28 protein-coding genes and 1 tRNA gene are annotated in these 25,615 nt (G+C 68.5%); 8 read left to right on the forward strand and 21 right to left on the reverse strand.

Annotated elements, in window-relative coordinates; translation table 11 throughout:
* Positions 1-64: 64 nt before the first annotated feature.
* From rplT to COC42_RS02250, 5 genes are all read right to left on the reverse strand, one after another.
* Positions 65-430, reverse strand: a complete 366-nt coding sequence (gene rplT, locus COC42_RS02230) for a 50S ribosomal protein L20 (protein ID WP_096341650.1) — start codon at positions 428-430, stop codon at positions 65-67.
* A gap of 14 nt (positions 431-444) precedes the next feature.
* On the reverse strand, positions 445-648 hold the full coding sequence (rpmI, locus tag COC42_RS02235) for a 50S ribosomal protein L35 (protein ID WP_096343033.1): 204 nt from the start codon (positions 646-648) through the stop codon (positions 445-447).
* Between the two features lie 118 nt (positions 649-766).
* A complete protein-coding gene (locus tag COC42_RS02240) occupies positions 767-1,594 on the reverse strand; it encodes an inositol monophosphatase family protein (protein WP_096343034.1) in 828 nt (275 codons plus the stop codon).
* Between the two features lie 44 nt (positions 1,595-1,638).
* The gene (locus COC42_RS02245) at positions 1,639-2,490 is read right to left on the reverse strand and encodes a glucose 1-dehydrogenase (RefSeq protein WP_096341651.1); all 852 of its coding nucleotides are present in this window, start codon (positions 2,488-2,490) and stop codon (positions 1,639-1,641) included.
* 67 nt (positions 2,491-2,557) lie between these two features.
* Positions 2,558-4,081 (reverse strand): fumarate hydratase, encoded by a 1,524-nt coding sequence (locus COC42_RS02250; protein ID WP_096341652.1) that lies wholly within the window; start codon positions 4,079-4,081, stop codon positions 2,558-2,560.
* Positions 4,082-4,191: 110 nt separating this feature from the next.
* Between COC42_RS02250 and COC42_RS02255 the strand changes: the two genes are divergently transcribed.
* On the forward strand, positions 4,192-6,216 hold the full coding sequence (locus tag COC42_RS02255) for a putative bifunctional diguanylate cyclase/phosphodiesterase (RefSeq protein WP_096341653.1): 2,025 nt from the start codon (positions 4,192-4,194) through the stop codon (positions 6,214-6,216).
* A gap of 12 nt (positions 6,217-6,228) precedes the next feature.
* Here COC42_RS02255 and COC42_RS02260 read toward each other — a convergent pair whose 3' ends face one another.
* Both COC42_RS02260 and COC42_RS02265 read right to left on the reverse strand, forming a co-directional pair.
* Entirely contained in the window at positions 6,229-6,471 is a 243-nt protein-coding gene (locus COC42_RS02260) for a hypothetical protein (protein ID WP_141395763.1), read from the reverse strand.
* Between the two features lie 109 nt (positions 6,472-6,580).
* Positions 6,581-7,312, reverse strand: coding sequence for a Bax inhibitor-1/YccA family protein (locus COC42_RS02265; protein WP_096343035.1), 732 nt, complete (start codon positions 7,310-7,312; stop codon positions 6,581-6,583).
* Between the two features lie 160 nt (positions 7,313-7,472).
* Between COC42_RS02265 and thpR the strand changes: the two genes are divergently transcribed.
* Positions 7,473-8,009, forward strand: coding sequence for an RNA 2',3'-cyclic phosphodiesterase (gene thpR, locus COC42_RS02270; RefSeq protein ID WP_096341655.1), 537 nt, complete (start codon positions 7,473-7,475; stop codon positions 8,007-8,009).
* On the opposite strand, the gene COC42_RS02275 is transcribed toward thpR, so the two are convergent.
* Both COC42_RS02275 and COC42_RS02280 read right to left on the reverse strand, forming a co-directional pair.
* Complete coding sequence (locus tag COC42_RS02275; RefSeq protein ID WP_096341656.1) at positions 7,991-8,575, reverse strand: methyltransferase domain-containing protein; 585 nt, start codon at positions 8,573-8,575, stop codon at positions 7,991-7,993. The genes thpR and COC42_RS02275 overlap by 19 nt on opposite strands.
* Positions 8,572-9,873, reverse strand: coding sequence for a hemolysin family protein (locus tag COC42_RS02280; protein WP_096341657.1), 1,302 nt, complete (start codon positions 9,871-9,873; stop codon positions 8,572-8,574). Before COC42_RS02280 ends, COC42_RS02275 begins: the two co-directional genes overlap by 4 nt.
* A gap of 148 nt (positions 9,874-10,021) precedes the next feature.
* On the opposite strand from COC42_RS02280, the gene COC42_RS02285 reads away from it, so the two are divergent.
* The gene (locus COC42_RS02285) at positions 10,022-10,699 is read left to right on the forward strand and encodes a YiaD family glycine zipper/OmpA-like lipoprotein (RefSeq protein WP_096341658.1); all 678 of its coding nucleotides are present in this window, start codon (positions 10,022-10,024) and stop codon (positions 10,697-10,699) included.
* Between the two features lie 150 nt (positions 10,700-10,849).
* Here COC42_RS02285 and COC42_RS02290 read toward each other — a convergent pair whose 3' ends face one another.
* Positions 10,850-11,278: a nucleoside deaminase gene (locus tag COC42_RS02290; RefSeq protein ID WP_096341659.1), complete on the reverse strand. Its 429-nt coding sequence runs from the start codon at positions 11,276-11,278 to the stop codon at positions 10,850-10,852.
* 37 nt (positions 11,279-11,315) lie between these two features.
* The gene (locus COC42_RS02295; protein ID WP_096341660.1) at positions 11,316-11,528 is read right to left on the reverse strand and encodes a hypothetical protein; all 213 of its coding nucleotides are present in this window, start codon (positions 11,526-11,528) and stop codon (positions 11,316-11,318) included.
* A 155-nt stretch (positions 11,529-11,683) separates the two neighbouring features.
* Between COC42_RS02295 and rpmB the strand changes: the two genes are divergently transcribed.
* Positions 11,684-11,980 (forward strand): 50S ribosomal protein L28, encoded by a 297-nt coding sequence (rpmB, locus tag COC42_RS02300; RefSeq protein WP_096341661.1) that lies wholly within the window; start codon positions 11,684-11,686, stop codon positions 11,978-11,980.
* 68 nt (positions 11,981-12,048) lie between these two features.
* On the opposite strand, the gene COC42_RS02305 is transcribed toward rpmB, so the two are convergent.
* A complete protein-coding gene (locus COC42_RS02305) occupies positions 12,049-13,020 on the reverse strand; it encodes an esterase-like activity of phytase family protein (RefSeq protein ID WP_096341662.1) in 972 nt (323 codons plus the stop codon).
* A 176-nt stretch (positions 13,021-13,196) separates the two neighbouring features.
* Between COC42_RS02305 and COC42_RS02310 the strand changes: the two genes are divergently transcribed.
* Positions 13,197-13,592 (forward strand): glycine zipper 2TM domain-containing protein, encoded by a 396-nt coding sequence (locus COC42_RS02310; RefSeq protein ID WP_096341663.1) that lies wholly within the window; start codon positions 13,197-13,199, stop codon positions 13,590-13,592.
* Between the two features lie 337 nt (positions 13,593-13,929).
* Here COC42_RS02310 and phbB read toward each other — a convergent pair whose 3' ends face one another.
* The 5 genes from phbB to COC42_RS02335 all read right to left on the reverse strand — a co-directional run bounded on the left by phbB (position 13,930) and on the right by COC42_RS02335 (position 18,638).
* Positions 13,930-14,652, reverse strand: coding sequence for an acetoacetyl-CoA reductase (gene phbB, locus COC42_RS02315; RefSeq protein WP_096341664.1), 723 nt, complete (start codon positions 14,650-14,652; stop codon positions 13,930-13,932).
* Positions 14,653-14,714: 62 nt separating this feature from the next.
* The gene (gene hemH / locus COC42_RS02320; protein WP_096341665.1) at positions 14,715-15,722 is read right to left on the reverse strand and encodes a ferrochelatase; all 1,008 of its coding nucleotides are present in this window, start codon (positions 15,720-15,722) and stop codon (positions 14,715-14,717) included.
* Positions 15,722-17,941, reverse strand: coding sequence for a molybdopterin cofactor-binding domain-containing protein (locus COC42_RS02325; RefSeq protein WP_096341666.1), 2,220 nt, complete (start codon positions 17,939-17,941; stop codon positions 15,722-15,724). Before COC42_RS02325 ends, hemH begins: the two co-directional genes overlap by 1 nt.
* Before the next feature lie 58 nt (positions 17,942-17,999).
* Complete coding sequence (locus COC42_RS02330) at positions 18,000-18,527, reverse strand: GNAT family N-acetyltransferase (protein WP_176484533.1); 528 nt, start codon at positions 18,525-18,527, stop codon at positions 18,000-18,002.
* A 25-nt stretch (positions 18,528-18,552) separates the two neighbouring features.
* A tRNA-Tyr gene (locus tag COC42_RS02335) sits at positions 18,553-18,638 on the reverse strand.
* 126 nt (positions 18,639-18,764) lie between these two features.
* Between COC42_RS02335 and COC42_RS02340 the strand changes: the two genes are divergently transcribed.
* Together COC42_RS02340 and COC42_RS02345 are read left to right on the forward strand one after the other, a co-directional pair.
* The gene (locus tag COC42_RS02340) at positions 18,765-20,366 is read left to right on the forward strand and encodes a M20/M25/M40 family metallo-hydrolase (RefSeq protein ID WP_096343036.1); all 1,602 of its coding nucleotides are present in this window, start codon (positions 18,765-18,767) and stop codon (positions 20,364-20,366) included.
* Positions 20,367-20,370: 4 nt separating this feature from the next.
* Positions 20,371-21,123 (forward strand): TrmH family RNA methyltransferase, encoded by a 753-nt coding sequence (locus tag COC42_RS02345; protein ID WP_096341668.1) that lies wholly within the window; start codon positions 20,371-20,373, stop codon positions 21,121-21,123.
* Positions 21,124-21,159: 36 nt separating this feature from the next.
* On the opposite strand, the gene COC42_RS02350 is transcribed toward COC42_RS02345, so the two are convergent.
* Entirely contained in the window at positions 21,160-21,477 is a 318-nt protein-coding gene (locus COC42_RS02350) for a 2Fe-2S iron-sulfur cluster-binding protein (protein ID WP_096343037.1), read from the reverse strand.
* A gap of 64 nt (positions 21,478-21,541) precedes the next feature.
* Between COC42_RS02350 and COC42_RS02355 the strand changes: the two genes are divergently transcribed.
* Complete coding sequence (locus tag COC42_RS02355) at positions 21,542-22,168, forward strand: DNA-3-methyladenine glycosylase family protein (protein WP_096341669.1); 627 nt, start codon at positions 21,542-21,544, stop codon at positions 22,166-22,168.
* A 92-nt stretch (positions 22,169-22,260) separates the two neighbouring features.
* Here COC42_RS02355 and COC42_RS02360 read toward each other — a convergent pair whose 3' ends face one another.
* From COC42_RS02360 to COC42_RS02370, 3 genes are read right to left on the reverse strand one after another with little or no spacing between them, the layout of a single operon-like run.
* Entirely contained in the window at positions 22,261-23,058 is a 798-nt protein-coding gene (locus COC42_RS02360; protein ID WP_096341670.1) for an aldo/keto reductase, read from the reverse strand.
* A gap of 40 nt (positions 23,059-23,098) precedes the next feature.
* Entirely contained in the window at positions 23,099-24,019 is a 921-nt protein-coding gene (locus COC42_RS02365; protein ID WP_096341671.1) for an alpha/beta hydrolase, read from the reverse strand.
* Positions 24,016-25,611, reverse strand: coding sequence for an alpha-amylase family glycosyl hydrolase (locus COC42_RS02370; protein WP_096343038.1), 1,596 nt, complete (start codon positions 25,609-25,611; stop codon positions 24,016-24,018). Before COC42_RS02370 ends, COC42_RS02365 begins: the two co-directional genes overlap by 4 nt.
* Between the last annotated feature and the right edge of the window lie 4 nt (positions 25,612-25,615).

Raw genomic sequence — 25,615 nt, forward strand, 5'->3', positions numbered from 1 at the left:
GGAGCCTAGCGTCGCAAACGCAACGCTGATTTGACCTGGATGCCCGCCTGCGCGGACCTCCAAGTCACGCCGCCTGCGGCAGCGCCTGCTTCGCCTGCGCGACGATCGCGCGGAAGGCGTCGCCCTCGTGCATTGCGATGTCGGCCAGGACCTTCCGGTCGAGTTCGATGCCCGCCAGCTTCAGCCCATGCATGAACTGCGAATAGGTCAGACCCTCGGCGCGGACGCCGGCGTTGATACGCTGGATCCACAGGCCGCGGAAGGTCCGCTTCTTCACCTTACGGTCGCGATAGGCGTACTGGCCGGCCTTTTCGACCGCCTGGCGGGCGATGCGGATCGTGTTCTTGCGACGGCCGTAATAGCCCTTCGCCTGATCCAGAATCCGCTTGTGCTTGGCCTTGGTCGTCGTGCCGCGCTTCACTCGTGCCATGTCTCAGCCCTTTCTTACTTCAGGCCGTACGGCGCCCAGAGGCGCACGTGACCGGCATCCGCATCCGACAGCACGCTGGTGCCGCGGTTCTGGCGGATATACTTCGAATTGTGGCTGATCAGGCGGTGGCGCTTGCCGGCGACGCCGTGCTTCACCTTGCCCGTCGCGGTGAACTTGAAGCGCTTCTTCACACCGCTCTTGGTCTTCATCTTGGGCATTTTCGTCTCCTTATCGCGACGATCCGGAACCGCCATGGCAGCCCACACTGGCCAGGCCGTTCGTCTATCCGATCGTGGAAGCGGCGGCGGTTAGCGTGCGCGCCGCCATTTGGCAAGATCAATGGTCGTGATCGTGGTCGTGATCGTGCCCGTCCACCCCGCGCAGCGCCTCCAGCACCTCGTCGGTGCGCGCCGGGTCGCCGATCGCGAGGACATGCCCCTCGCTGGCGGCGGTCAGCGGGTCGCCGTTCCAGTCGCACATGCGCCCGCCCGCCCCCTCGACCACCGGCACCAGCGCCGCGAAGTCGTAAAGCTTGAGCCCCGATTCGGCGACGATGTCGAGGTGCCCGCTCGCCAGCAGGCCATAGTTGTAGCAGTCGCCGCCATAGACCGGCCCCTGCCGTGGCGCCCCCTTCGACACCGCGCGGACGAGCGACATGAAGTGCGGCACGTCGCCATCGGCGAACAGATGCGGGCTGGTCGTCGCGACGATCGCTCCCTCGATCGCGGGGCACAGGCGCGTGCGGGTCGGCGCGCCGTTGAACAGCGTGTCGCGCCCGGCGATGCCGACCCACCGCTCGCGCTGCACCGGCTGGTCGATGATGCCGAGCACTGGCCAGCCATCCTCGATCAGCGCGATCAGCGTGCCGAAGATCGCCCGCCCGACCGTGAAACTCCGCGTCCCGTCGATCGGATCGAGCACCCATTGGCGACCGGTGACGCCCGGCTTCTCGCCAAATTCCTCGCCGACGATACCGTCGCCCGATCGCTCGGCATCGAGCAACCGCCGCATCGCCGCCTCCGCCTCCTTGTCGGCGAGCGTGACCGGCGACTGGTCGCCCTTGGTCTCGAGCCCGAAGGCGCCGCGGAAATAAGGGCGAATGACGTGCCCCGCCACATCGGCGAGGCGGTAGGCGAGATCGATATCGGCTTGGCTGACGGGCATCACCCTGCCCTAGCGGCTTGGGCCGCGCCCGTCAGCCCAAAGCGTCAGCCATTCACGATCGTGCCGCCGTTCGGGTGGAGCACCTGGCCCGACATGTAGCTCGAATCCTCGCAGGCGAGGAACAGGAACGACGGCGCCACTTCGTTCGGCTGGCCCGGCCGCCCGATCGGCGTCCCTTCGCCGAAGGTCTCGAGCTTTTCCTCGGTCGCGCCGCCCGAGGGGTTGAGCGGGGTCCAGATCGGCCCCGGCGCGACGGCGTTTACCCGGATACCCTTGCCGATCAGGTTCTCCGACAGGCTGCGCGTGAACGCGGTGATCGCGCCCTTGGTCGAGCTATAGTCCAGCAGTTCCTTCTCGCCCTGGTACATCGTCACCGACGTGCAATTGACGATCGCAGCGCCCGATTTGAGGTGCGGCATCGCCGCCTGAACCATGAAGAACATGCCGAAGATGTTGGTCTGGAAGGTCCGGCGAAGTTGTTCCTCGGTGATGTTGGTGATGTCGGGATCGGGATGCTGCTCGCCGGCATTGTTGACGAGGATGTCGAGCCGGCCGAACTCGCCGACCACCTTCTCGACTGCCTCGGCGCACCACGCCTTGTCGCCGACATCGCCCGCGATCGTCAGCGCGCGACGCCCCTCGCCGCGCACGATCTCGGCGGTCTTCTCGGCATCCTCATGCTCGTCGAGATAGAGGATGGCGACGTCCGCCCCCTCGCGCGCATAGAGCGCCGCAACCGCGCGGCCGATGCCGCTATCGGCGCCGGTGACGATCGCCACCTTGCCCTCGAGCCGGCCCGAGCCCGGATAGCGCGGCTGCCACTCGGGCTTGGGCTCGAGCTCCGCCTCGCTGCCGGGCAGGCCGTCCTCGTGAATCCGCTCGATCACGTCGCTCATCGCCGCACTCCTTGATTTTCAGGGGGTTGCGGCGATGAACCGATGACGGACGGGGTCGTTCCCGCGCTTATGCGCCTTCGAGCAGCCGTTCCTTCGCGATCTTCTCGCGCCAGACGAGCGGAGCCAGCTGATGGACGTTGTTACCTTCGGCATCGACGGCGACCGTGACGGGGAAGTCCTTCACCTCGAACTCGTAGATCGCCTCCATGCCCAGGTCCTCGAACCCCACGACCTTCGAACCCTTGATCGCGCGTGCGACCAGATAGGCAGCGCCGCCCACGGCCATCAGATAGGCCGACTTCGCCTCGCGAATGGCATCGGTCGCCGCGGGACCGCGCTCGGCCTTGCCGACCATCGCCAGCAGCCCCTGGTCGAGCATCATGCGCGTGAACTTGTCCATGCGCGTCGCGGTCGTGGGACCGGCAGGGCCGACCACCTCCTCGCCCACCGGATCGACGGGGCCGACATAGTAGATGACGCGGCCCTTGAACTCGACGGGCAGCGGCTGGCCGGCATCGAGCATGTCCTTGATGCGCTTGTGCGCGGCGTCGCGCCCGGTCAGCATCTTGCCATTGAGGAGCAGTCGGTCGCCCTGCTTCCAGCCCTGCACATCGGCCGGGGTCAGCGTGTCGAGGTCGACACGGATCGCCGCCGCATCGGGTTTCCAGTCCACCTTGGGCCAGGCGTCGAGATCGGGCGCCTCCAGATAGGCGGGCCCCGACCCGTCGAGCGTGAAATGCGCGTGGCGCGTCGCCGCGCAATTGGGAATCATCGCGACGGGCTTGCCCGCCGCATGACAGGGCGCGTCCATGATCTTTACGTCGAGGATCGTCGACAGTCCCCCAAGCCCCTGCGCACCGATGCCGAGCGCGTTGACCCGGTCGAAGATCTCGATCCGCAGCGCATCTATATCGTTCGACGGACCGCGCTGCTTCAGCTGCGCCATGTCGATCGGCTCCATCAGCGCCTGCTTGGCGAGGAGCATGCAATGCTCGGCCGTCCCGCCGATGCCGATGCCCAGCATGCCCGGCGGGCACCAGCCGGCGCCCATCTGCGGCAGCATCTCGACCACCCAGTCGACGATCGAGTCCGACGGGTTCATCATCTTGAACTTCGACTTGTTCTCGCTGCCGCCGCCCTTCGCTGCGACGTCGATCGAGACGGTCGAGCCGGGCACCATCGTCACGTGCAGGACCGAGGGCGTGTTGTCCTTGGTGTTGCGCCGCGTGAACGCCGGGTCGGCGAGGACCGAGGCACGCAGCTTGTTCTCCGGGTGCAGATAGGCGCGGCGCACCCCCTCATCCACCACTTCCTGAAGCGACCGCGAGGTGTCGTCGAGCACGCAGTCCATGCCCCATTCGACGAACACGTTGACGATGCCGGTGTCCTGACAGATCGGCCGGCGCCCCTCGGCACACATGCGGCTGTTGGTCAGGATCTGCGCGATCGCGTCCTTCGCCGCCGGGCCCTGCTCGGCGGCATAGGCCTCGCCCAGCGCGCGGATGTAATCCATCGGATGGAAGTAGCTGATGAACTGAAGCGCGTCGGCGACGCTGTCGATCAGGTCTGCGGTGCGGATCGTGACGGTCATGGCGCGCCCTATGCCGCGCAGCCGCCCTGACGGCAACGATTCCGAAAGGCTCCATACCGCATAGCCGCCAAGTGTCCGGGAGATTTGAGCTTATCGGTACGTTCGGCAAGATGCGCGAGCGCCTGCGCGCCGGAGAGGTCACAACACCGCCCGCCCCTAGCGCGAGCGGCTCGATCGCGCTGCGCCTGATCCGCGAGGCCGAGGAGCACAGCGCCGGCTGGTTCTGGGAAACCGATCGCACCGGCCAGCTCTGCTATCTGTCGGACAAGGTTGCGCGGCTGCTCGGCGGCGGCGAACCCGGCGGCACCTTCACCGACCTGTTCCGCCTGTCGGGCGACGCTGGCGATACCGAGCGCACGCTCGCCTTCCACTTTTCCTCGCGCACGTCCTTTTCCGACTATTCGCTTGAAACCGGCTCGGGTGAGGCGACTCGGCACTGGACGGTTTCGGGCCGCCCGCGCTTCGACGAGTTCGGCCAGTTCCAGGGCTTTACCGGCACCGGCAGCGACCTGACCGAGAAGCGGCGCGCCGAGGCCGAGATCACGCGGCTTGCGCTGTTCGACGGGCTAACGGGCCTTGCGAACCGGCAGCGGATGCGACTGTCGCTGGACCAGACGCTCATCAATTCGCGTCGCGGCTGGCGGAACGTCGCTTTGCTCCTTCTCGACCTCGACCGGTTCAAGGCGGTCAACGACACGCTCGGCCATCAGGTCGGCGACGCGCTGCTCAAGCAGGTAGCGCAGCGGCTCCAGCGCTGCACCGCCGATCACGGGCTGGTCGGGCGGCTGGGGGGCGACGAGTTCCAGATCATCCTGCCGGAGGCGCCGGGACACGAGGCGCTGTCCGAACTGTCGCGCACGATCATCACCACGCTGTCGCAGCCCTATTATCTTGCGGGCTCGAACATCACCATCGGCTGCTCGATCGGCATCGCGGTCGCGCCCGAGAACGGCAATGATTCGGAGACGCTGATCCGCAGCGCCGACCTCGCGCTCTATGCCGCCAAGGCCGACGGGCGCGGGACGCACCGCTTCTATCACGAAGACATGCTGGAGGGCGCGCGGCACCGCAAGGCGCTGGAGGACGATCTGCGCGGCGCGCTCGCGCGCGGCGAGTTCCACGTCGTCTACCAGCCCGTGGTCGCGACGCGCGATGCCAGCGTCGTAGGGTTCGAGGCGCTGGTGCGGTGGGACCACCCGCTGCGTGGTCCCGTGTCGCCGGGCGAGTTCATCCCGATCGCCGAGGAGAGCGGCCTCATCGAACCGATCGGCGAATGGGTGCTCCGTACCGCCGCTGCCGAGGCTGCGAAATGGCCAGGCGAGGTCCGCGTCGCCGTCAACGTCAGCCCGATCCAGTTCGCCAATGCGCAGTTGCCGACGATCGTCGCCTCGGCGCTCGCCAACAGCGGGCTGGCACCGCAGCGGCTCGAGCTTGAGATCACCGAAGGCGTGTTCCTCAACGAAAGCGCGTCGTCCGACGCGATGTTCGCGTCGCTGAAGCGGCTGGGCGTGCGCCTGGCGCTCGACGATTTCGGCACCGGCTACTCGTCGCTCGGCTATCTGCGAAAGGCGCCGTTCGACAAGATCAAGATCGACCAGAGCTTCGTGCGCGGCGCCGCCGTCACGGGCAACCGCAACGCCGCCATCATCCAGGCGATCGTCACGCTCGCGACCACCCTGGGGATGGAAACGACTGCCGAGGGGGTCGAGATCCAGGACGAGATCGCGCTGATCGCGGGTCTGGGGTGCAGCCATATCCAGGGCTTCGTCTATGGCCGGCCGATGCTAGCCGATCAGGCCGCGGCATTGGCGGCCGAGGGTAAGGCGGCGGCGACCGGCGTGCGCGTCAGCCGCGCGCCGCGCGTTCGCACGCTCCGCTGGGCACGGCTCGTCGTTGGCGGCCAGACGGGCGAGGTGCGCATCCGAAACGTGTCTTCATGGGGGGCGATGATCGACGGGATCGAGTTCCCCGCCAGCATGGTCGGCTCGGCCGTGGCGATCGAATTGATAGAGGGGACCCTGATGACCGCCGAGCTTCGCTGGGCGCAGGGCGAGCAGGCGGGGCTTCGCTTCGACGAGCCCTTCCAGATCGAACGCCTGCAAGCGCCGGCCGCCCGCGCGCGCCGCGCGGGCTAACCGGCGCGCGCGTCAGGCGTCCTGCTGGCGCGACGTCTCGCCGGCCTGTTCGGCATCGCGGTTAGAGCCGGGTGCCGAGGTCGAGGGCGGGTCGGAGGCATCCATCGAATCCTCCGATCCGATATCGACGGCGTCCTGCTCGGCATCGCCGCTGCTGCCGCTTGCGGGGGTGTCGCCGTCTCCCGCCGGATCGGGCGGTGCGACCGCCAGGCTGTCGATCGCCTCTTCGCTCATGCCGTTGTGGGGGTGTGCCATGTCGCTCTCCTTCATACCGTGAACGAGCGCGGCGCGACCGCTGTTCCACAAACAGAAAGGGGCCCGGCGGTTTCCCGCCGAGCCCCTTACCTGCATCAGTTTCCAGCGATTATTCGCGGCTGCCCATGAACGAAAGCAGGAACTGGAACATGTTGACGAAGTCGAGATAGAGCGACAGCGCGCCCATGATGACAACCTTGCCCATCATGTCCGTGCCGGCGACCCAGTCATACATGCTCTTGATGCGCTGCGTGTCATAAGCGGTGAGACCCGCGAACAGCAGAACGCCGATCGCGCTGATGACCAGGCTCATCACCGGCGACTGGAACCACAGGTTCGCCAGCGACGCGACGATCAGGCCAACCAGCCCCATAATGAGGAAAGTGCCGAGGCCCGAAAGATTGCGCTTCGTCGTATAGCCGTAGAGGCTGAGCGACAGGAAAGCGACCGTCGTCGCGAAGAAGGTGATCGCGATCGACGCGCCGGTGTAGACGAAGAAGATCGACGACATCGACAGGCCCATCACCGTCGCGAACGCCCAGAACAGCGCCTGGAGCGCGCCGGTCGACAGCCGGTTCATGCCGAAGCTCATCACCATCACGAAACCGAGCGGCGCCAAAGCGATGACCCAGCGAAGCGGCGTACCGAGGACCGCCTGCGCCATGCCCGACGAGGCGAACAGCAGGGCAACGATGCCCGTCAGCAGCACGCCCGACGCCATGTAATTATAAACCGAAAGCATGTAGGACCGCAGCCCCGCATCATACGCCGCGTCGCGCGTGCCTGCGCGCGTGGCGTAGGGAGCGGACGAAGCGGTCCGGGGATCCGACCAGTTTGCCATCTTGAACTCCTTTGCCCGGCTCATGCCGGATACCGCGAATATCGTAGGGCGCCCCCTTGCTTTCAAGCAAAACCGGTGCCGAGCCGGAACGCAGACATGTTTCGTTACAGTGATTGACGAAAGGTTGCGCGGTGCCGCTTCGACGCGGCATCGTGCGCCCATGCACCGCCTGTTCGTCGGCCTTCGCCCGCCTGCGCCCATTCGCGCGTCCCTGATCGAGGCGATGGGCGGTGTGCCCGGCGCGCGCTGGCAGTCGGACGAGCAGCTCCACATCACCCTCCGCTTCATCGGCGAGGTCGATAGCCGTGCAGCCGACGATGCCGCCCTCGCGCTGGCGAGCGTCCGCGCCGCACCGCTCGATCTTCGGATCGAGGGCGTCGGCCTATTCGACAAGCGCGGCCGGACCAACGCGCTTTGGGCTGGCGTTCGCCCGCACGATGCGATCGCCGCGCTCCACCGCAAGATCGATCAGGCGCTGGTGCGCGCCGGCTTCGGCGCGGAGGGGCGCGCCTATCTGCCCCATGTCACGCTGGCGCGGATGGGCGGCGGCGCTGGCGCGCCCGACCGCTGGCTCGCCGACCATGCCGGCTTGTCGAGCGCGCCCTTCGCGATCGGTCATTTCATGCTGTTCGAAAGCCACCTGGGTCAGGGCGGCGCGAGCTATGATGCGGTCGAGCGCTATCGGCTGGCGGGCTGACGCGGCGGCACGATCCAGAGATAGAGCGGGCGTCCTCTCGACCGGCTCCGCCCCGCGGGTGCCCAACCGCGCAGCCCGTCGTGATAATGGCTGACGATGCGCGCCCCGGGTGGCAGCTCGGCACGCAGCTTGGGGCTCAACCGCCGATTGATCCCCGGCTGCAGGAACAAGGTCACCACCGTGGCGCCCGACAGGTCGGCCTTGAAGATGTCGCCTTCCTCGAACGAGACCCGGTCAGCAACGCCCGCCCGCGCGGCGTTGGCGCGCGCCACCGCGACCAGGCGCGGGTCGAGCTCGATCCCCCGCCCCCTCGCCCCGAACACCGTCGCTGCCGCAATCGGGATGCGGCCGTCGCCCGAGCCGAGATCGACGACGGTATCGCCCGGCCCGACGCCCGCCAACTTCAGCATCGCCTCGACAACCTCAGGCGGGCTCGGTTCGTAGTAGATATCGGGTTCGCGCGCCGGGCGGGCACCGGGATCGGCACCCGGCGGCAGCGGCGGGATCGGCGTCGCGCAGCCGGCGGCAAACGCGGCGAGCAGCAGCGCACTCGCCCGCGCCTTCATGGCTGCTTGCCCACCAGCAGCTTGTCGATCTTGCGTCCGTCCATATCGACGATCTCGAAGCGCCAGCCCTGCTCGATGAAGCTCTCGCCCTCGGTCGGCAGGTGCTTGAGCACGGCGAGGGCAAGGCCCGCGACGGTCGCGTAGTCGCGATCCTCGGGCAACTCGATGCCGATCCATTCGGCGAGCGCATCGGCGGGCATCTGTCCCGAGACGAGCAGCGAGCCGTCCTCGCGCGTCACTACCCGGTCGTCCGCCGCGTCGTCGCGCCCGCGTGCGTCCCCGGCGATAGCGGCGAGCAGGTTGGCGGGGGTCACGATCCCCTCGAAATGACCATATTCGTCATGGACAAAGCCCATCGGCACCTCGGCTCCGCGCAGCAGCGCGAGGGCATCCATGGCATCGACCTGGTCGGGCAGCACCGGCGCCTGCTTGGCGAGCGCGCGCAGGTCGATCGCTTGACCGGCGATCAGCGCCGCCACCACGTCGCGCGCCTGGACGACGCCCAGCACCGTGTCGATCGAGCCCTCCGCAACGGGCAGCCGGGTATGCGCGGTGTGGAGCAGCGTCTCGCGTACCGCGGCCTCGGGCAGCGACAGGTCGAGCCAGTCGACCTCGGTTCGCGGGGTCATGATTTCGCGCACCGGGCGGTCGGCCAGCCGCACGACGCCCGAGATGATCGAGCGCTCATGCTCTTCGATCACGCCCGATTTCGCCGCCTCTGTCGCAATCAGGTGGAGCTCTTCCGCCGTCACGCGGTTCTCGGCCTCCCGGCTGAGGCCGAGCAGCTTGAAAACGAGCCCCGTCGTCGAATCGAGCAGCCACACGAACGGCGCACAGACGGTTGCGAGCAGTCGCATCGGGATCGCGATCCACGCCGAGATCACCTCAGGCGAGCGGAGCGCGAACTGCTTGGGCACCAGTTCGCCGATAATGAGCGAGAGGAAGGTGGTGATGACGATCACCAGTGCGAAGCCCGCCGTGTCGGCAATGTCGGCGGGCACGCCGATCAGCGCGAGCCGCGCACCGGTGGGCGCGCCAAGGCTGGCGCCCGAATAGGCGCCGGTCAGGATGCCGATCAGGGTGATGCCGATCTGGACGGTCGACAGGAACTTGCCCGGATCCTCCGACAGCGCCAGCGCCGCCGACGCGCCGCGGCTTCGTCCCTTTGCCATCGCCTCCAGCCGCGCGCGGCGCGAGGAGACCAGCGCAAGTTCGCTCATCGCAAAGACGCCGTTCAGAGCGAACAGCACCACGATGATGACGACATCGATCCAGGGGAAGGGCGGAAGCGGGTCCATCAGGGCTCCCGCTGCCAATAGCCGTTCGCGAGGGGCTTACAACTGTCAAAGTGTTTCCGGGCTTCACCGTCGGTTCAGTGCGAAGCCGGAACAAGTCGCCCGCGCGGCGGTTGCCGCCGCCATCGAACCAGAACAGGAGGAACCTTCCATGCACCTTCGCCAGCGGATCGGCATCGTCGCCGTCATCGCTTCCCTCGGCGTCACGAGCGCCTGCGTCACCGATCCCGAGACCGGCGAGCGCCGCATCTCGAAGGCGGCGATCGGCGGCCTCGGGGGCGCGTTCGGCGGCTATCTGCTCGGAGACATCGTCGGCGGTCGTCGCGACCGGACCGAGAAGATCGTCGGCGCCGGCATCGGCGCGCTCGCGGGCGCCGGCATCGGCGCGTACATGGACCGGCAAGAGCGCGAGTTGCGCGAGCGGACCGCCGGCACCGGAGTCGAGGTCGTGCGACGCGGGGACGAGCTGGTGCTCGACATGCCCTCGGGCATCACCTTCGGCTTCGACAGCAGCGCAGTGCGGCCCGAATTCCGCTCGACGCTCGATCAGGTCGCCGACACGCTGCGCCGCTACGAGCAGACCTATGTCGACGTCTACGGCCATACCGACTCGGTCGGGTCGGAGACGTACAACCAGTCGCTGTCGGAACGCCGCGCCGCCGCCGTTGCCGATTACCTGTCGAGCCGCGGCGTCCAGTCCGCTCGCCTCGCAACCCGCGGCTTCGGCGAGACCGAGCCGGTCGCCTCGAACGAGACCGAAGAGGGCCGTGCCGAGAACCGCCGGGTCGAGATCAAGCTGGTGCCCGTCACCGAGAACGACGTGGGATAGTACGTCCCCTGCCCTCATGCCGGACCTGGTCCTGCATCCCGCTTCTTCTTCTGCGATTGGAAGGAGGAGAAGAAGCGGGACACGGGGTTCAAGTCCGACGCTGTGGGCATTCAGGATCCGGGGCCCGCTTGGTTCCTACAATGACCCACCTCAGCGCCGCGCGGCGAAGAACCCCCTGAGCAGCGCCGCCGCCTCGCCCTCGCCGATGCCGGCATAGACCTCCGGCCGGTGATGGCAGGTCGGCTGGGTGAAGAAGCGCGGGCCGTGCGCCACCGCCCCGCCCTTCTCGTCCTCCGCCCCGTAATAGAGACGCCGGATGCGCGCATGGGCGATCGCGCCAGCGCACATCGCGCAGGGCTCAAGCGTGACCCACAGATCGCAGTCCTCGAGCCGGTCTCGGCCCAGCGCCGCCGCCGCCGCGCGGATCGCGACGATCTCGGCATGCGCGGTAGGGTCGGAAAGGGCGCGCGGCGCATTGGCGCCGACCGCGACCATCGCGTCGCCCCGTGTCACCACCGCGCCCACCGGCACCTCGCCCGCTCGCCCCGCCGCCGCCGCCGCATCAAGGGCGGCGCGCATCGGCTGCGGCAGGCGAAAGGCGGGCTCGAACCCCGGATTACTGCTTGGCGCCATCGGCCTTTTCGACTTGCAGCGTCGGCACCTCCACCGTCCTGTTGGTGGTGCCAAGCTCGACCTTGCCGACATCGGCCTTGAACTCGGGCGCCTGCACGACCGCCGGACGCGTCTGGTCGATGCTGACCATGCCCAGCGACATCAACACGACGAGGACGAGGGCGACGAGCCCGACGAGGACGAGAAGGGTGCGCATGGCCGGGACATCCTATCTGCAAAATGATACGTCGCCGCAACAACGCCGCGCGACGCGCGCGGTTGCGCGACTGGTTGACGCGGGCGGCCCGAACGGCTAGTGGCGCGGCCTTTCCGGGGTTGACCCGGATCAGGTGAAACTCGGGATAGATCATCATGTCGCGCATTTGCGAGCTGACCGGCAAGGGCCGGCAGGTGGGGCACAACGTGTCGCACGCCAACAACAAGACCAAGCGGACCTTCCTGCCCAACCTGCAGAACGTCACGCTGATCTCCGAAGCGCTCGACAAGGGCGTGCGCCTGCGCGTTTCGACGCACGGCCTGCGTTCGGTCGAGCATGTCGGCGGCCTCGACAACTGGCTGGTCAAGACCAGCGACACCGACCTTTCGCTGCGCGCGCGTCGCCTGAAGCGCGAAGTCGCCAAGAAGCTGGCGGGCAACGCCGCCGCCTGATCCGTTGCGCGGTTAGGAATGCAAGGGCGCCGTCCTGATGGACCGGCGCCCTTTCGCATGTGCGGCGTTCAGCCGTCGAGCCTGAACTTGAGCAGCAGCGTGCGCTGAACGAAGAACTGATTGTCGTCGCTGATCAGCCACAGGATCGTGCGCCCGGCCTCCTGCGTCGCGGCCACACCTTCGAAATTGTCGTGGATCGCCGGCGCCGCCAGGCGCGCGATCTCGCGGCCCTTGATATCGGCACCGGGGCGGATCGCACCGCGCGGGATCATCGTGACGACCGTGTAGAAGCCGTGCGGCAACCCCACGCCGCGATTGAGGACGACGATCCGCCCGTCGGGCAGTTCGGCCGCGTCGACGGGCTGGGTGCCTGAAGGCGGGCGATAGGTGAAGCCGAAGGTGCGCGTGCCGGGCGCAACGGGATCACCCGAGAAGATCAGGACGAACCGCTGCCCGCGCTTCGCATTCGCGCGGGTTTCGGCAATCGTCAGGAAACGTCCATCGGCCAACCTGACGAGCGTTTCCGGCCCGCCATTCTCCTCCCAGCCCGACATCGCCGGGGGGCGCACATGCCCGGTCGCGCGGGACAGGTCCGGCGAGTAGCGCCAGATCTCGTTCACGCGCTCGAACCCGACCCAGCTCGCCCCCGTCACCGGGTCGCGTGTCAGCGACTCGCTGTCACGATCGAGCTTCGACCAGCCGCGGCCCGGTCCCTCACCCAACGCCGAATAACGTACCCGCGCGATTCGGGCACCACCGGTCCAGTCGAACGCGAGCACGGTACCCCTGTCGCTGAGCAGGGTGATGCGCGGCGCCCTGACCGACAACGCCGAATAGCCGCCGATCGCCCGACCGCGCTCGCGCAGCTCGATTCCGTCAAGGAAGGTAAGCGCGCCGACCTGCCGCCGCGCGGGATCGTCCGGCCACGGGTGCACAGGCACTGCCCGCACCGAATTGCCAAGCGGCAACGGAACGCGCGGCTCGCCCGAGTAATCCTGAACGAAGATCAGGCAGAGGAGTACCGAAAGCGAGATACGCATGTTCCGCGGCCGTAGAGGCCGCGGCGGCCCGGCTCAACCGCGCGATTAGCTGAACATTGCCTAACAGCCGCATTCAGCGTCGGCTCAATGCGAATCACCCATAAGAGGATCAACGACGGTGGGAAACGAGTCGCCCGCCGCCGGTTCGGATCGAACAGGGTACGAGGAGAAAGTTCATGTTCAAGCAGCTCACCCTTGCCGCTGCCGCGCTGACGATGGGGACGACGGCGCTTGTCGTGCCGACTGCTCCTGCTGCGGCCCAGGGCTATTATGGCCAGGATTACGGTTATGCCGGCCAGCGCTGGCGCGACCGTCGCGGCTGGGACGACCGCCGCGGTTGGGGCGACCGCCGCTACTACGGCAACGATCGGCGCTACTATCGCAACCGCGCTCGTCAGCGCTGCAACGACGGTGACGGCGGCACGATCGTCGGCGCGATCGCGGGTGGCCTGCTCGGCAACCAGATCGCCGGCCGCGGCGACCGGACGCTCGGCACGATCCTTGGCGGCGGCGTCGGCGCCCTTGCCGGCCGCGCGATCGACCGGTCGGACCGCCCCGGCTACTGCCGCTAACCTTCTACGCTCTCTCCAGTAGCGTAGCTGAGAGAGTCCCTCGCGTAGCGTATCGAGGGAGGGAGGCCGGTTCCTTCGGGAGCCGGCCTTCTGCTGTCTGGGGAGAACTCACCCCTCCACCCGTTTACGCTGAGCTTGTCTAACCGCTGTCCTTTCTTTTCGCGCTTGGAGAAGAAGGGCGGGTGCTTCGACATGCTCAGCACGAATGAGAGTGTTAGGCACCGGCGACGGCGAAGCCGCCGCCGTCGGTCGGGGCTTTGGCCCCGCCGACCGTACCGGGCGAACAGACCTGCCTTCGGCGGCCGGTCGGCGCGGGCATCACCCGCGCCTTCGCCCATCAGTACATATGCTGCCCGCCGTTGATGCTCAGCGTCGATCCGGTCACGAACCCAGCATCCTCGGCGCACAGGAACGCCACGCCGCGCGCGATCTCGTGCGCCTGGCCGAGGCGACCGACCGGCACCTTCGCTACGATCTTCTCGAGCACGTCGGCGGGGACCGCCGCCACCATGTCGGTGTCGATATAGCCCGGCGCGATCGCGTTGACGGTCACGCCGAAGCGCGCGCCCTCCTGCGCCAGCGCCTTGGTAAAGCCGTGGATGCCCGACTTCGCCGCGGCATAGTTGACCTGGCCATACTGGCCGGCTTGCCCGTTGATCGAGCCGATATTGACGATCCGGCCCCATTTCCGTTCGCGCATGCCCGGGAATGTCGCCTTGGCCATGTTGAAACAGCCGCCCAGATTCGTGTCCATGACCTCCTTCCACATCTGGTAGGTCATCTTGAGCAGCGTGCCGTCGCGGGTGATGCCGGCGTTGTTGACGACGATGTCGACCGGGCCGAGATCTGCCGCCACCTTCGCCACGCCCGCCTGGCAGGCGTCATAGTCGGCGACGTCCCACTTGTACGCCGCGATGCCGGTGCGATCGGTGAACGCCTTGGCGCGCTCGTCATTGCCGGCATAGTTGGCGGCGACGGTGATGCCCGCGTCCTTGAGCGCAAGGCTGATCGCCTCGCCGATCCCGCGCGTACCCCCGGTGACGATCGCGACGCGTGCCATGGCTCTCTCTCCTGTCGTTTCCGTCCGACCGACCATCGGCCGCTACGGAATTGCAGGCAGGCCTAGCCTTGGTCGATCCACCCGGCAAGCTCGCGCGCGATGATGCCGCGCAACATTCGCATGCCGGGAGCCGAGGCGTTAAGGCACGGGAGATAGGCGAAATGCGTGCCGCCCGCTCCGGTGAATTCCTCGCGCCCGCGGATCGCCAGCTCCTCCAGCGTCTCAAGGCAGTCAGCCGAGAAGCCGGGCGCGAAGATCGCCAGACGCCGCGTTCCCTTCTGCGCCAAATCCATCAACACCTCATCGGTCGCCGGTCCCAGCCATTTGGCCGGCCCGAAGCGCGACTGGAAGGTGACGATCAACTCGCGCCCCATCGCTTCGCCCAAGAGGCGCGCGGTCTTCTGGCACTGGCAGTGATAGGGGTCGCCCAGCATCAGCGTCCGCTGCGGCATGCCGTGAAAGCTCGCGACCAGTATCTCGGGCTCGAACTCGAGCGCGGCGATCCCCGCCTCGATGCTTTCCTTCAATGCGGCGATATAGTGCGGGTCGTCATGATAGGGCGGAAGCGTCCGCACCGCCGGTTGCCAGCGCATGGTCGCCAGATGCGCGAACGCCTTGTCATTGGCCGTCGCTGTCGTCGCCGCGCAATATTGCGGATAGAGCGGCGCGATCAGGATACGCTCGCACCCCTCGTCCTTCAGCGCCTGGAGCCGGTCGGCGATCGCCGGGCGGCCGTACCGCATCGCATAGTCGACCATCACGCCTGGCCCGAACGCGCCCTGAAGCGTTGCGGTCTGCTCGCGCGTGATCGCGGCCAGCGGCGAGCCGTCCTTCGTCCACACCTGCTGATAGGCATGCGCCGACTTCTTGGGCCGGGTGGTCAGCACCAGCCCCCGTAGGATCGGCTGCCAGACGAGCGGCGGGATCTCCACCACGCGCCGGTCGGACAGGAACTCGGCCAGATAGCGGCGGACCGAGGGCACGTCCGAGCCGTCGGGCGTGCCGAGGTTTACGAGCAGCACGCCCACCTTGCGCGGGACGATCGGCGGATGGTCGGGGGGAAGCTGCATCAGGGGTTCGCCGGATCGAGGGGAAGGCGGCGCAGGCGCAGCCCCGACGCCGCCGCGACTGCGTTGGCGATGGCGGGCGCGACGGGCGGCACGGACAGGTCGGACACGCCGCCGGGCTCGGCCTCGCTGCGGATCAGCTCCACGGTGATATCGGGCAGGTCGTCGATCATCGGCAACCGCAGATCGGCAAGCGTCCGCGCGGCCGCAACCCCTGCCTTGTACCGCGTCGCACACCCTAGGGCCTGTGCGAGCCCGAAGACGAGCCCGCCCTCCAGCCGCTGGAGCACGATATCGGGGTGGACGATGCGCCCGCAATCGACCGCGGCGACCAGGCGCGAGCAGCGCACGCGCCCGCCCTCGATGCCCGCCTCGGCCAGCACGGCGATGTAAGATCCGCGAAAGGCGTGCGCGGCGATCCCTTGCCCGCTACCCGCGATGCCGCCCTGCCAGCCGCCGATCGACGCGACGGTGTTGAGGCAGTTGGCGAGCCGCGGCTGCTGCCCCAGCATGCGGATGCGGAAATAGCTGGCGTCGAACTCGGCACGCCGCGCGAGTTCGTCGATGAAACTCTCGGCAAAGAAGGCGGTGTAGCCGTGGGCACCGCCATGGAGATGGCCGGTCGGCGTACCGATCGCGGCGACGTGATGATCAACCGCCCAATTGGCGATGCCGTAAGGTGGCTCGGCGCCCCCCACTGCCGCTGCGTCCCCACCGCGCGCGGGCAGCGCAAGCGACAGGTCGGCGACGCCATCCCCCGCCATCAGCCGCGTGGCAAGCTCGCGGCCTGTTGCGGGCGCGGCGACCTTCGCGTGCCACGCCGTCACCCGCCCGTCGCGCTCCATCCGCGCGGTCATCGCCGCCCTGGCCGGGGCGCGGAAACGGTCGCGAATGATATCCTCGCCCCGGCTCCAGCTCAGCTGCACCGGACGCCCCGCCTGTTTGGCGAGCCACGCCGCCTGCTCGGCAACGAGCGTATCCAGCCCTGCTCCGAACGAACCACCAAGCTGCATCGGGATGACACTCACCGCGTCCTCGCCGATTCCCAGCACCCGCGCCGCCGCCGCCCGTACTGCGGCCGGCGCGAGCGTGCCGATCCACAGGCGCAGCCGCCCGTCCTCGAACTGCGCCGTAGCGGCAGGCAGCTCGAGCGACGCATGAACGCCCGGCGCCGCCGCATAATGTGCGCGGAACAGCCGACGGCCCGACAGCGCGGCGTCAAGGTCGCCGACCGCCGCCACCCGCGCCCCGGGGGCCATCAGCGCCGCATCAAGCGCAGCGGCAAGGCTTTCGTCGCTCACCGGATCGCGCGTCTCAAATCGCGGCCGCGCCGCGTCGAGCGCGCGGCGCGCGGCGAAGCTGTCGGTGGCCAGCACGGCGATCCAGCGCTCGGTCGTCACCACCTTCACCGCGCCGGGCACAGCATCGGCGGCGGCGCGGTCGGCTGCGATCAGGCGCGTGTCGCCGAGCGGCCCCTGCCGAATCGCCGCATAGAGCATGCCGGGCAGCCGCACATCGCCCGCGAAATTGGCACTGCCGTCGAGCTTCGCCGGCGTATCGAGGCGGGTGACACTGGTGCCCGACAGGCGATTATCCTCGTCGCTGCGCAGCACCGGGCGCTTGGGCGGCGTGCGCGCCGCCGCGTCGGCTGCCAGCTCGCCGAAGCGCAGTTGCCGTGTACCCTCGACGACAAAACCGTCGCGCGTGGCGCATCTCGCTGTACTGACGCCCCAGCGCGCCACCGCCGTCTCGACCAGCATTGTCCGCGCCGCCGCCGCCGCCTCGCGCAGCGGCAGCTCGAACTGGCGCAGCGACGTCGCCCCGCCGGTCAGCATCAGTCGCGCGCCGCGTGCCGCCCTTACCGCGGGGATGACGGGCACGCGCGCATCGATACCGCCGAACAGTTCGGTCGCGGCAAGCGGATTGGCGCTGGCGACACCGATCGCCGCCGGCTCCACGCCGACCGTCCGCCAATCGGCACCGAGCTCGTCGGCGACGACCTGCGCCAGCACGGTGAACACGCCCTGCCCATGCTCGGCGACGGGGATCGCGACGGTCAGGCGACCATCTTCAGCGATGCGGATCCACGCGCCGAAGCCGTGCTCGTCGTCGCGCACTGGTGCGGGCGTGGGGAACTGGCGCGGCCACAGGCCCCAGGCGACGATCAGGCCGAGCCCGGCGCCGCCGCCTACCAGCAGCAGCCGCCGCGTCACGCCGCTCATGTCGAAGCCCCCGCCATCGCGCCGCTCTATCGGGTTGCGCGGTCCCGCGCCAGCAGCGTTACCGAAGCGGCTTTTCGAGCACCACGAACTCGAGGTCCGGGTCCACCGGGACGCCGAAGCGCTCGTCGCCGTGAGGGAAGGGGCGCCGCTCGCCCGTCTGCCCATAGCCCCGCCGCTCGTACCAGGCGATCAGTTCGGGCCGCTGGCGGATGACGGTCATTTCCATGACTTCGGCCGCAAAGATCGCCCGCGCCGCGTCCTCTGCCGCAGCGATCAGCGCGCGACCGAGCCCGCCGCCCTGAAGATCGGGCCGGACGGTCAACATGCCGAGATAGGCGGTGGCGGGCGGCTTGGCGGTGATCGCGACGCAGCCCGTCGGCGCATCGTCGCCGGCGATCAGGACACGCTGGGCGGGGTCGGCGATCATCTCCGCCAGCGCCGCCGCGTCGGTGCGCTGCCCGCCGAGCAGATCGGCCTCGTGCGTCCAGCCGCCACGCGCGCTGTCGCCGCGATAGGCGCTTTCGATGAGGGCATGGAGCGCGGGAATGTCGGCAGCGACGGCGGTGCGGAAACGGTCGGTTCTCATGCCCATGTCCGGTGCCGCCGGCAGATGGTGGAAGGGGCTGGATTCGAACCAGCGTACACTTGCGTGGGCAGATTTACAGTCTGCTGCCTTTAACCACTCGGCCACCCTTCCAAGGGGCCGCTTCGTAAAGCGAGGGCGCCCCCTAGCCCCGGCAGCTTCGGCTTGTCAACGCCGTTGCACGATCGCTCGCGCCGCAATAGCAACGCGCGAAACCAGACCGACGTTCGGGGGAAATGCATGCGCCTCATTCATCTGCTCGCCGCGACCGCCCTCGCCTCCGCCCCGCTCGCGGCGCAGGATACGCCGCCCCCCGCGCCCGAGTTTGCGCGCATCGTCGACGAGGGGACCAACCGCAGCCAGGTGATGGTGCTGGCGCAGCAGATGACCGACGTGCTCGGCCCCCGCCTCACCAACTCGCCGGCAATGCGCCGGGCGGAGGACTGGGCGGTCGCGGAGTTCCAGCGCATAGGCCTCTCAAACGTGCGCAAGGACGGGTTCGATTTCGGCCGCGGCTGGTCGATCGAACGGTCGAGCGTGCGGATGGTGACGCCGCGGCCCGTCCAGCTGACCGCGATCCCGATCGCCTGGACCCCGCCGGTCAACGCGACCGCGCCGATCATCGTCGCACCGATGGAAAAGAAGGAACATTTCGCCGCGTGGCGCGGCAAGCTTGCCGGCAAGTTCGTCCTCGTCTCGCCACCCGGCGCGCCCAAGGAAGGGACCGAACCGGCGTTCAAGCGGCTGAGCGGCGAGGACATCGCCAAGCTCGACACCTATCGCGAACCCACCTGGGACCCGGCGCGCAACGAGCGCACGCTGGCAGCATCGACGTTCGAGGAGGATCTCGACGCCTTCCTCAAGGCCGAGGGCGCGGTCGGGCTGGTGCGCAAGAGCTATCGCGACAACAAGCTGCTCCACGGCGAGGGCTATCAGCACCGCACCGGTGCGCAGACGCCGGGGATCGAGATCGCGAACGAGGATTATCGCCGCCTCGCCCGCCTCGCCGCGATGGGTCAGGCGCCGACGCTCGAGGTCGTCAGCGACGTGAAGTTCGACGACAGCAACCCTCAGGCGTACAACATCCTCGCCGACATTCCCGGCACCGACCGGACGGGCAGCTATGTCATGGCCGGCGCGCATTTCGACAGCTGGGTCGCGGGCGACGGCGCGACCGACAACGCCGCGGGCTCGGCGATGGTGATGGAAGCGGCACGCATCATCCGCGCGAGCGGCATCCGGCCGAAGCGCACGATCCGCTTCGCACTGTGGAACGGCGAGGAACAGTCGCTCTACGGCAGCATCTCGTACATCGAGAAATATCTGGCGCGCCGCCCCGCCCCCGCGGCCCCGCAGAACAGCGAGCAGAATTATTACGGCCAGACGTGGCGCTACCCGGTGACGCCGCTGCCCGGCTATCGCGATCTTGCCGCCTATTTCAACATCGACAACGGCTCGGGCAAGCTGCGCGGCATCTATGCCGAGAACAATTCGGCGGCGGTGCCGATCCTGCGCGAATGGCTCTCCCCCTTCGCGCCGATGGGCGCGGGGAGCGTGGTGTTCGGCCGCACCGGCGGGACCGATCATCAATTCATGGCCGCGGTCGGCCTGCCCGCCTTCCAGTTCATCCAGGACCCACTCGATTATTCGAGCGTCACGCACCATTCGAACGCCGACACCTTCGACCATCTGAAGCCCGCCGACATGCGCCAGGGCGCGATGGTGCTTGCCTGGATGCTCATCAAGGCGGCGAATGCCGACGCGCCGCTGCCGCGCAATCCGATCCCGCGCCAGCCGCTCCCGACTGACCCGTTCCAGACGCCCGACCCCAACGCCGAGTAAGATCATGGCCCGACGCGGACACCGCCCCTCTCAATCGACCGGCAACCGCCCCCGTTTCTGGGGGCGGCATGCAGTGCTCGCCGCGCTCGCGAACCCGGACCGGCAGGTGCGCAAGCTTTGGGGCACGCGCGAGGCGATCGGCGCGCTCGACCTGCCACCGGTCCTCCCGATCACCTATGCCGACGTCGCCGATCTGGGGCGACTGGTGCCCGGCGACGCCCCGCACCAGGGACTCGTGATCGAGGTCGATCCGCTCGACGACCTATGGCTGGGCGAGGTGCTGGAGCGCGGGGCCGGCGACCGGCGACCGCTGGTGATCCTCGACCAGGTGACCGACCCGCACAATGTCGGCGCGGTGCTGCGCTCGGCCGCCGCCTTTGACGCCCTGGCGATCGTCACGCAGGACCGGCATGCGCCGCCCGAGAGCGGTGCGCTCGCCAAGGCGGCTTCGGGCGCGCTCGAGGTCGTGCCATGGGTGCGCGTCGTCAACCTCGCCCGCGCGCTCGACGAGATCGCGGAGGCGGGGTTCTGGCGCGTGGGCCTGACCGGCCACACCGACACCCTGCTCGCCGACGCGCTCACCGGCGCGCCCAAGACCGCGCTGGTGCTCGGCGCCGAGGGCGAGGGAATGCGCCAGAATACCGAGGCGCATTGCGACATCCTCGCCAAGCTGCCGATCAGCCCGCGCGTGGAGAGCCTCAACGTCTCGAACGCCGCGGCGATCGCGCTCTACGCGGTCGCGTCGGCAAAGGGCTAAGGCGATGCGCCGCCCGCATCGCAAGCGGCGCTGACCTCAGTCCTCCTCGGCGATCCGCACCTTCAGCCCGTTGAGCGCGCTGGTGAACTGGATCTGGCACGAAAGGCGCGAGGTCGCGTCGCGGGTCGCGCTGCTGTCGAGCAGATCGTCCTCGTCCTCGCTCATCGCGGGCAGCTTGTCGGCAAAGGCGGGATCGACATGAACGTGGCACGTCGCGCACGAACAGCAGCCGCCACACAGCGCCAAGAGTTCGTCGAAACCGTTGTCGCGGATGACTTCCATCACCGACAGGCCGACCTCGCCCTCGACGGTACGCTCTTCACCCTGGCGGGTCACGACGGTAAGCTGCGGCATCATCTTCTCCTGCGGACCGGCGCGACTTGCCGTGTGAGCGGGCGAGTTTCAAGGGACCAAAGGCATGGGTTTGAGCGCCGACCAGCTTCGCGAGGCGCTGGATGCGCTGGCGGCGCGTGAGCCAGCAATCGCCGCAGCGGTGGCCCGGGTCGGCTATCCCGAACCGCGCATCCGCGATCGCGGGGTGGCCACCCTGCTGCGCACCATCGTTGGTCAACAGGTCAGCTACAAGGCGGCGGACGCGGTGTGGCAGCGGCTGGAGGCTGCGTTGGGCGGCGACGCGACCGACACCGCCGCGTGGATCGCCGCAAGTGACGAGACGCTGCGCGGCGCAGGCCTGTCGCGCCAGAAGATCGGCTATGCCCGCAGCCTCGCCGGACTGGTCGAGAGCGGCGAGCTCGACCTCTCCCACCTGCCCGCCGATGACGAAACCGCGATCGCCGAGCTCGTCAAGGTCAAGGGCATCGGCCGCTGGTCGGCGGAAATCTACCTGCTCTTCGCCGAGGGGCGGCCCGACATCTGGCCCGCAGGCGACCTGGCCGTCCAGATCGAGGTCGGGCGGATCATGGGCCTGCCCGAGCGGCCGAGCGAGGCGCTGACGCGCGAGATTGCGGAAGACTGGCGACCGCATCGCGGCGCGGCGGCGATCTTCACCTGGCATCACTATCGCAGCGACATGGGCGTGATCTGAGTGCCCATGTGCTCCCGCGAAAGCGGGAGGTCTGGGGTCGAAATGCGTTGACCTAAGCGACTTTGGGCTCCCGCTTCCGCAAGGGTGCTCTGTCAGTTGCCAAACGATCGCGGATCTGGCCCCGTCCGTCCGTCAGGATCGTCGAGCCCCGCGATCGCCGCCATGTCCTCGTCATCCAGCGTCACGCCCGCGGCGCCGAAATTGTCGCGCGCATGCGCTTCGTCCGACGCCTTCGGGATCACCGACAGGCCGAGCGCGAGGTGCCAGGCGAGGATGACCTGCGCGCCTGTCGCACCGTGCTTTTCGGCGATGCCCAAGATCGTCGGATCCGAGATCAGCCCGCCCTTGCCAAGCGGGCTCCAGCTCTGCGTGACGATCCCGTGCTCGGCGTGGAAGGCCCGCGCTTCGGCCTGCTGGAAGCGGGGATGCAGTTCGATCTGGTTGAGCACCGGCGTCACCCCCGTTGCCGAGACCAATCGCTCGATCTGCTCGGGCAGGAAGTTCGACACGCCGATCGAGCGCGTCCTGCCCGCCTCGCGCAGGCGGATCAGCGTCTCCCACGCGGTCAGATACGCCTCGCTGCCCGCGACCGGCCAATGGATCAGATAAAGGTCGACCGACTCGCGCCCGAGCAGCGCCAGGCTCTCGTCGAGCGCCGCCTCCGCATCCTCGTGCCGATCGTTCCAGAGCTTGGTGGTGAGAAACACGTCCTCGACGCTCGCCAGCCCCTCGCCCACGCCGCGCTCGTTCTGATAGATGGCGGCGGTGTCGATCAACTTGTAGCCGATGTCGGCGGCCTTGCGGACGATCAGCCCCGCCTGCGCGTCGGGAATCTGCCAGGTGCCGAAGCCGAGCGCGGGGATACGGTTGCCGTCGTTGAGGTCGAGCATGGGGTGGTCCTGTGGTTCGGGAAGTCCCCGCCCCAATGCGTCAGCCGCGGCTTGGTTGCCGGTAGAGCCACGCCAGCGGATCGGTCAGCCGCGCGGCCCAGGCATTCTCTTCATGCGGCGCGCCGGGATAGACGCGCGTCGTGAAGTCGCGCCCTGCCCGCCAGCCGAGCGGCGGCAACGCCCGATCGACCGCCGCCTGATAAGGAGCATAAAGCCGGTCGAGCGTCGCCGTCCCGTGATCGAACCAGATGCGGCGGCCGGCGGGCGACCCCAGCGCCTCGCCCAGCCAGCCTGTCCAGGCGCGCGTCACCTCGGCGCGAAAGGGCGCCTCGCCCTCTCCCTCGGGAATGAACAGCGGCCAGTGGCTCGACAGACAGCCGGCCGCGCCGAACACCTGCGGGTGCCGCACCAGCGCATGGAGCGAGATGAGCCCGCCCATGCTCGACCCCATGACGAAGGTGTCGGAGCGCCCGGTGCGCGTGCGATAGCGGCGGTCGATCGCGGTCTTGAGCGGCCCGGCGAGGAAATCGAGATAGGCGGCCGACTGCACCGGCCCGCCGATCCGCTCTGCCAGCCCCGCCGTCACCGCGGCGGGCAGGCGATCGACGATCGGCTGGGGCACATAGGTGCGAAAGCGCGCCGCGCCCGGGTTCCAGATCCCGACGACGATCGGCGCGCGGTCGCCGAGCTCCAGTCGCTCGACCGCACGATCGACATGCCAGACCTTGCCATAGCCGCTGACCGCCGGATCGAACAGGTTCTGCCCGTCGTGCATGTAGAGCACCGGGTGCCGCGCGGCGCCCAAGCGATAGCCGGGCGGCGTCGAGACACTTACCCGCATCGGACCGATGCCCGCTGCCTCGAGCGTCATTTCGTCAGACGTCACCGCGCTGGACGGCTCGGCACAGCCGATCAGCGCCGCGCCCGCGATCAGGCCCAGCGCCCCGCGCCGGGTCGTCATGCCAGCCGCGCCACCAGCGCCGCGTGCGCGCCCAGCCGGTCGCCCTCGATCTCGCCGGTCGAGGCGAGGATGCGGTGCGGCGGCAGCATCGCGGCGACCGGCGCGGTGCCGAAGTTGAAGGCGCAGAGCACCGGTGGGGCGCCGGCGGCCCGCCGCTCGAATACCAGCAGGTCGCCCTCGGCCACTCGGACCTCGATCGTGCCGCGTGCGAGGCTCGGCTCCTCATGTCGCAGCGCGATCAGGCGGCGGGTCCAGTGAAGCAGCGAGCGCGGATCGTTCGTCTGCACGTCCACGGCCAGCGCCTCGTGATCCGGGCCGTGCGGCAACCAGGGCTCGGCCGAGCCAAAGGCGCGGTCGGGCACCCCCGCCGCCCAGGGCATCGGCGTGCGCACCCCGTCACGCGACAGCGTCATCGGCCAGTTGGCGATGGCCTCCGGATCCACGAGCCGGTCGAACGGAATGTCGACCTGCGTCAGCCCCAGTTCCTCCCCCTGATAAAGGATGGCGTTGCCGCGCAGCGACAGCAGCAGCAGCATCTTCATCCGCGCAAAGGCGTCGGCATGTTCGGGTGTCGTCCAGCGCGAGATCGCGCGCGGGGCATCGTGATTCTCGAAGGCCCAACTCGGCCAGCCGGCGTCGGCCCGGTCGGGCCAGACCGACAGCGCATCGACGACGAGGCCGGGAGTCAGCCGCTCGGCATAGAGGAAATTGAAGCCATATGCGCTGTCGAGCCGCTGCTCGCCCGCGGTGTAGAGCGCCATCTCACGCGCCCAGTGATCGCCGCCGACCTCCGCCATCGAGAAGATCGCGCCGTGCGACCGCATCTCCGCCGCCAACCGCTCGATGAAGCGGGGGATGTCGGGATGGCTCTGGTTGTGGATCTTGTCCTGAAAGTCGAAGGGACGCGACCGCGGGCGGTTGGAGGGCGGCAGCGGCGGATTGTCGCGCAGCAGCGGGTCGTGCATCGCGAAGTTGAGCGCATCGAGCCGGAACCCGTCGACGCCGCGCTCGAGCCAGAAGCGCGCGACGCCCAGGATCGCATCCTGCACCGCCGGATTGTGAAGGTTGAGGTCGGGCTGCTCGACGAGGAAATTGTGGAGGTAATATTGCCCGCGCCGCGCATCCCATTGCCATGCCGGGCCGCCGAACACCGACTGCCAGTTCGACGGCGGCGAGCCGTCGGGCTTGGGATCGGCCCAGACATACCAATCGGCGCGGGGGTTGTCGCGACTCGACCGGCTCTCAGCGAACCACGGATGCTGGTCCGAAGAGTGCGAATAGACCTGGTCGATCATGACCTTGAGGCCAAGCTCGTGCGCGCGCGCGACCAGCGCGTCGAAATCCTCGATCGTCCCGAACACCGCATCGACGCCGCAGAAATCGGCGATGTCGTATCCAAAGTCGCGCATCGGCGAGGTGAAGAAGGGCGAGATCCAGATCGCATCGACGCCCAGATCCGCGACATGCCCCAGCCGCTGGGTGATGCCGGGCAGGTCGCCAACCCCGTCGCCGTTCGCATCGGCGAAGCTGCGCGGATAGATCTGATAGATCACCGCACCCTTCCACCAGGGCGCCGCTTCGGTCGCGGGCATGGGC

The sequence above is a fragment of the Sphingomonas spermidinifaciens genome, assembly GCF_002351485.1.
GTDB classification, from domain to species: domain Bacteria; phylum Pseudomonadota; class Alphaproteobacteria; order Sphingomonadales; family Sphingomonadaceae; genus Sphingomonas; species Sphingomonas spermidinifaciens.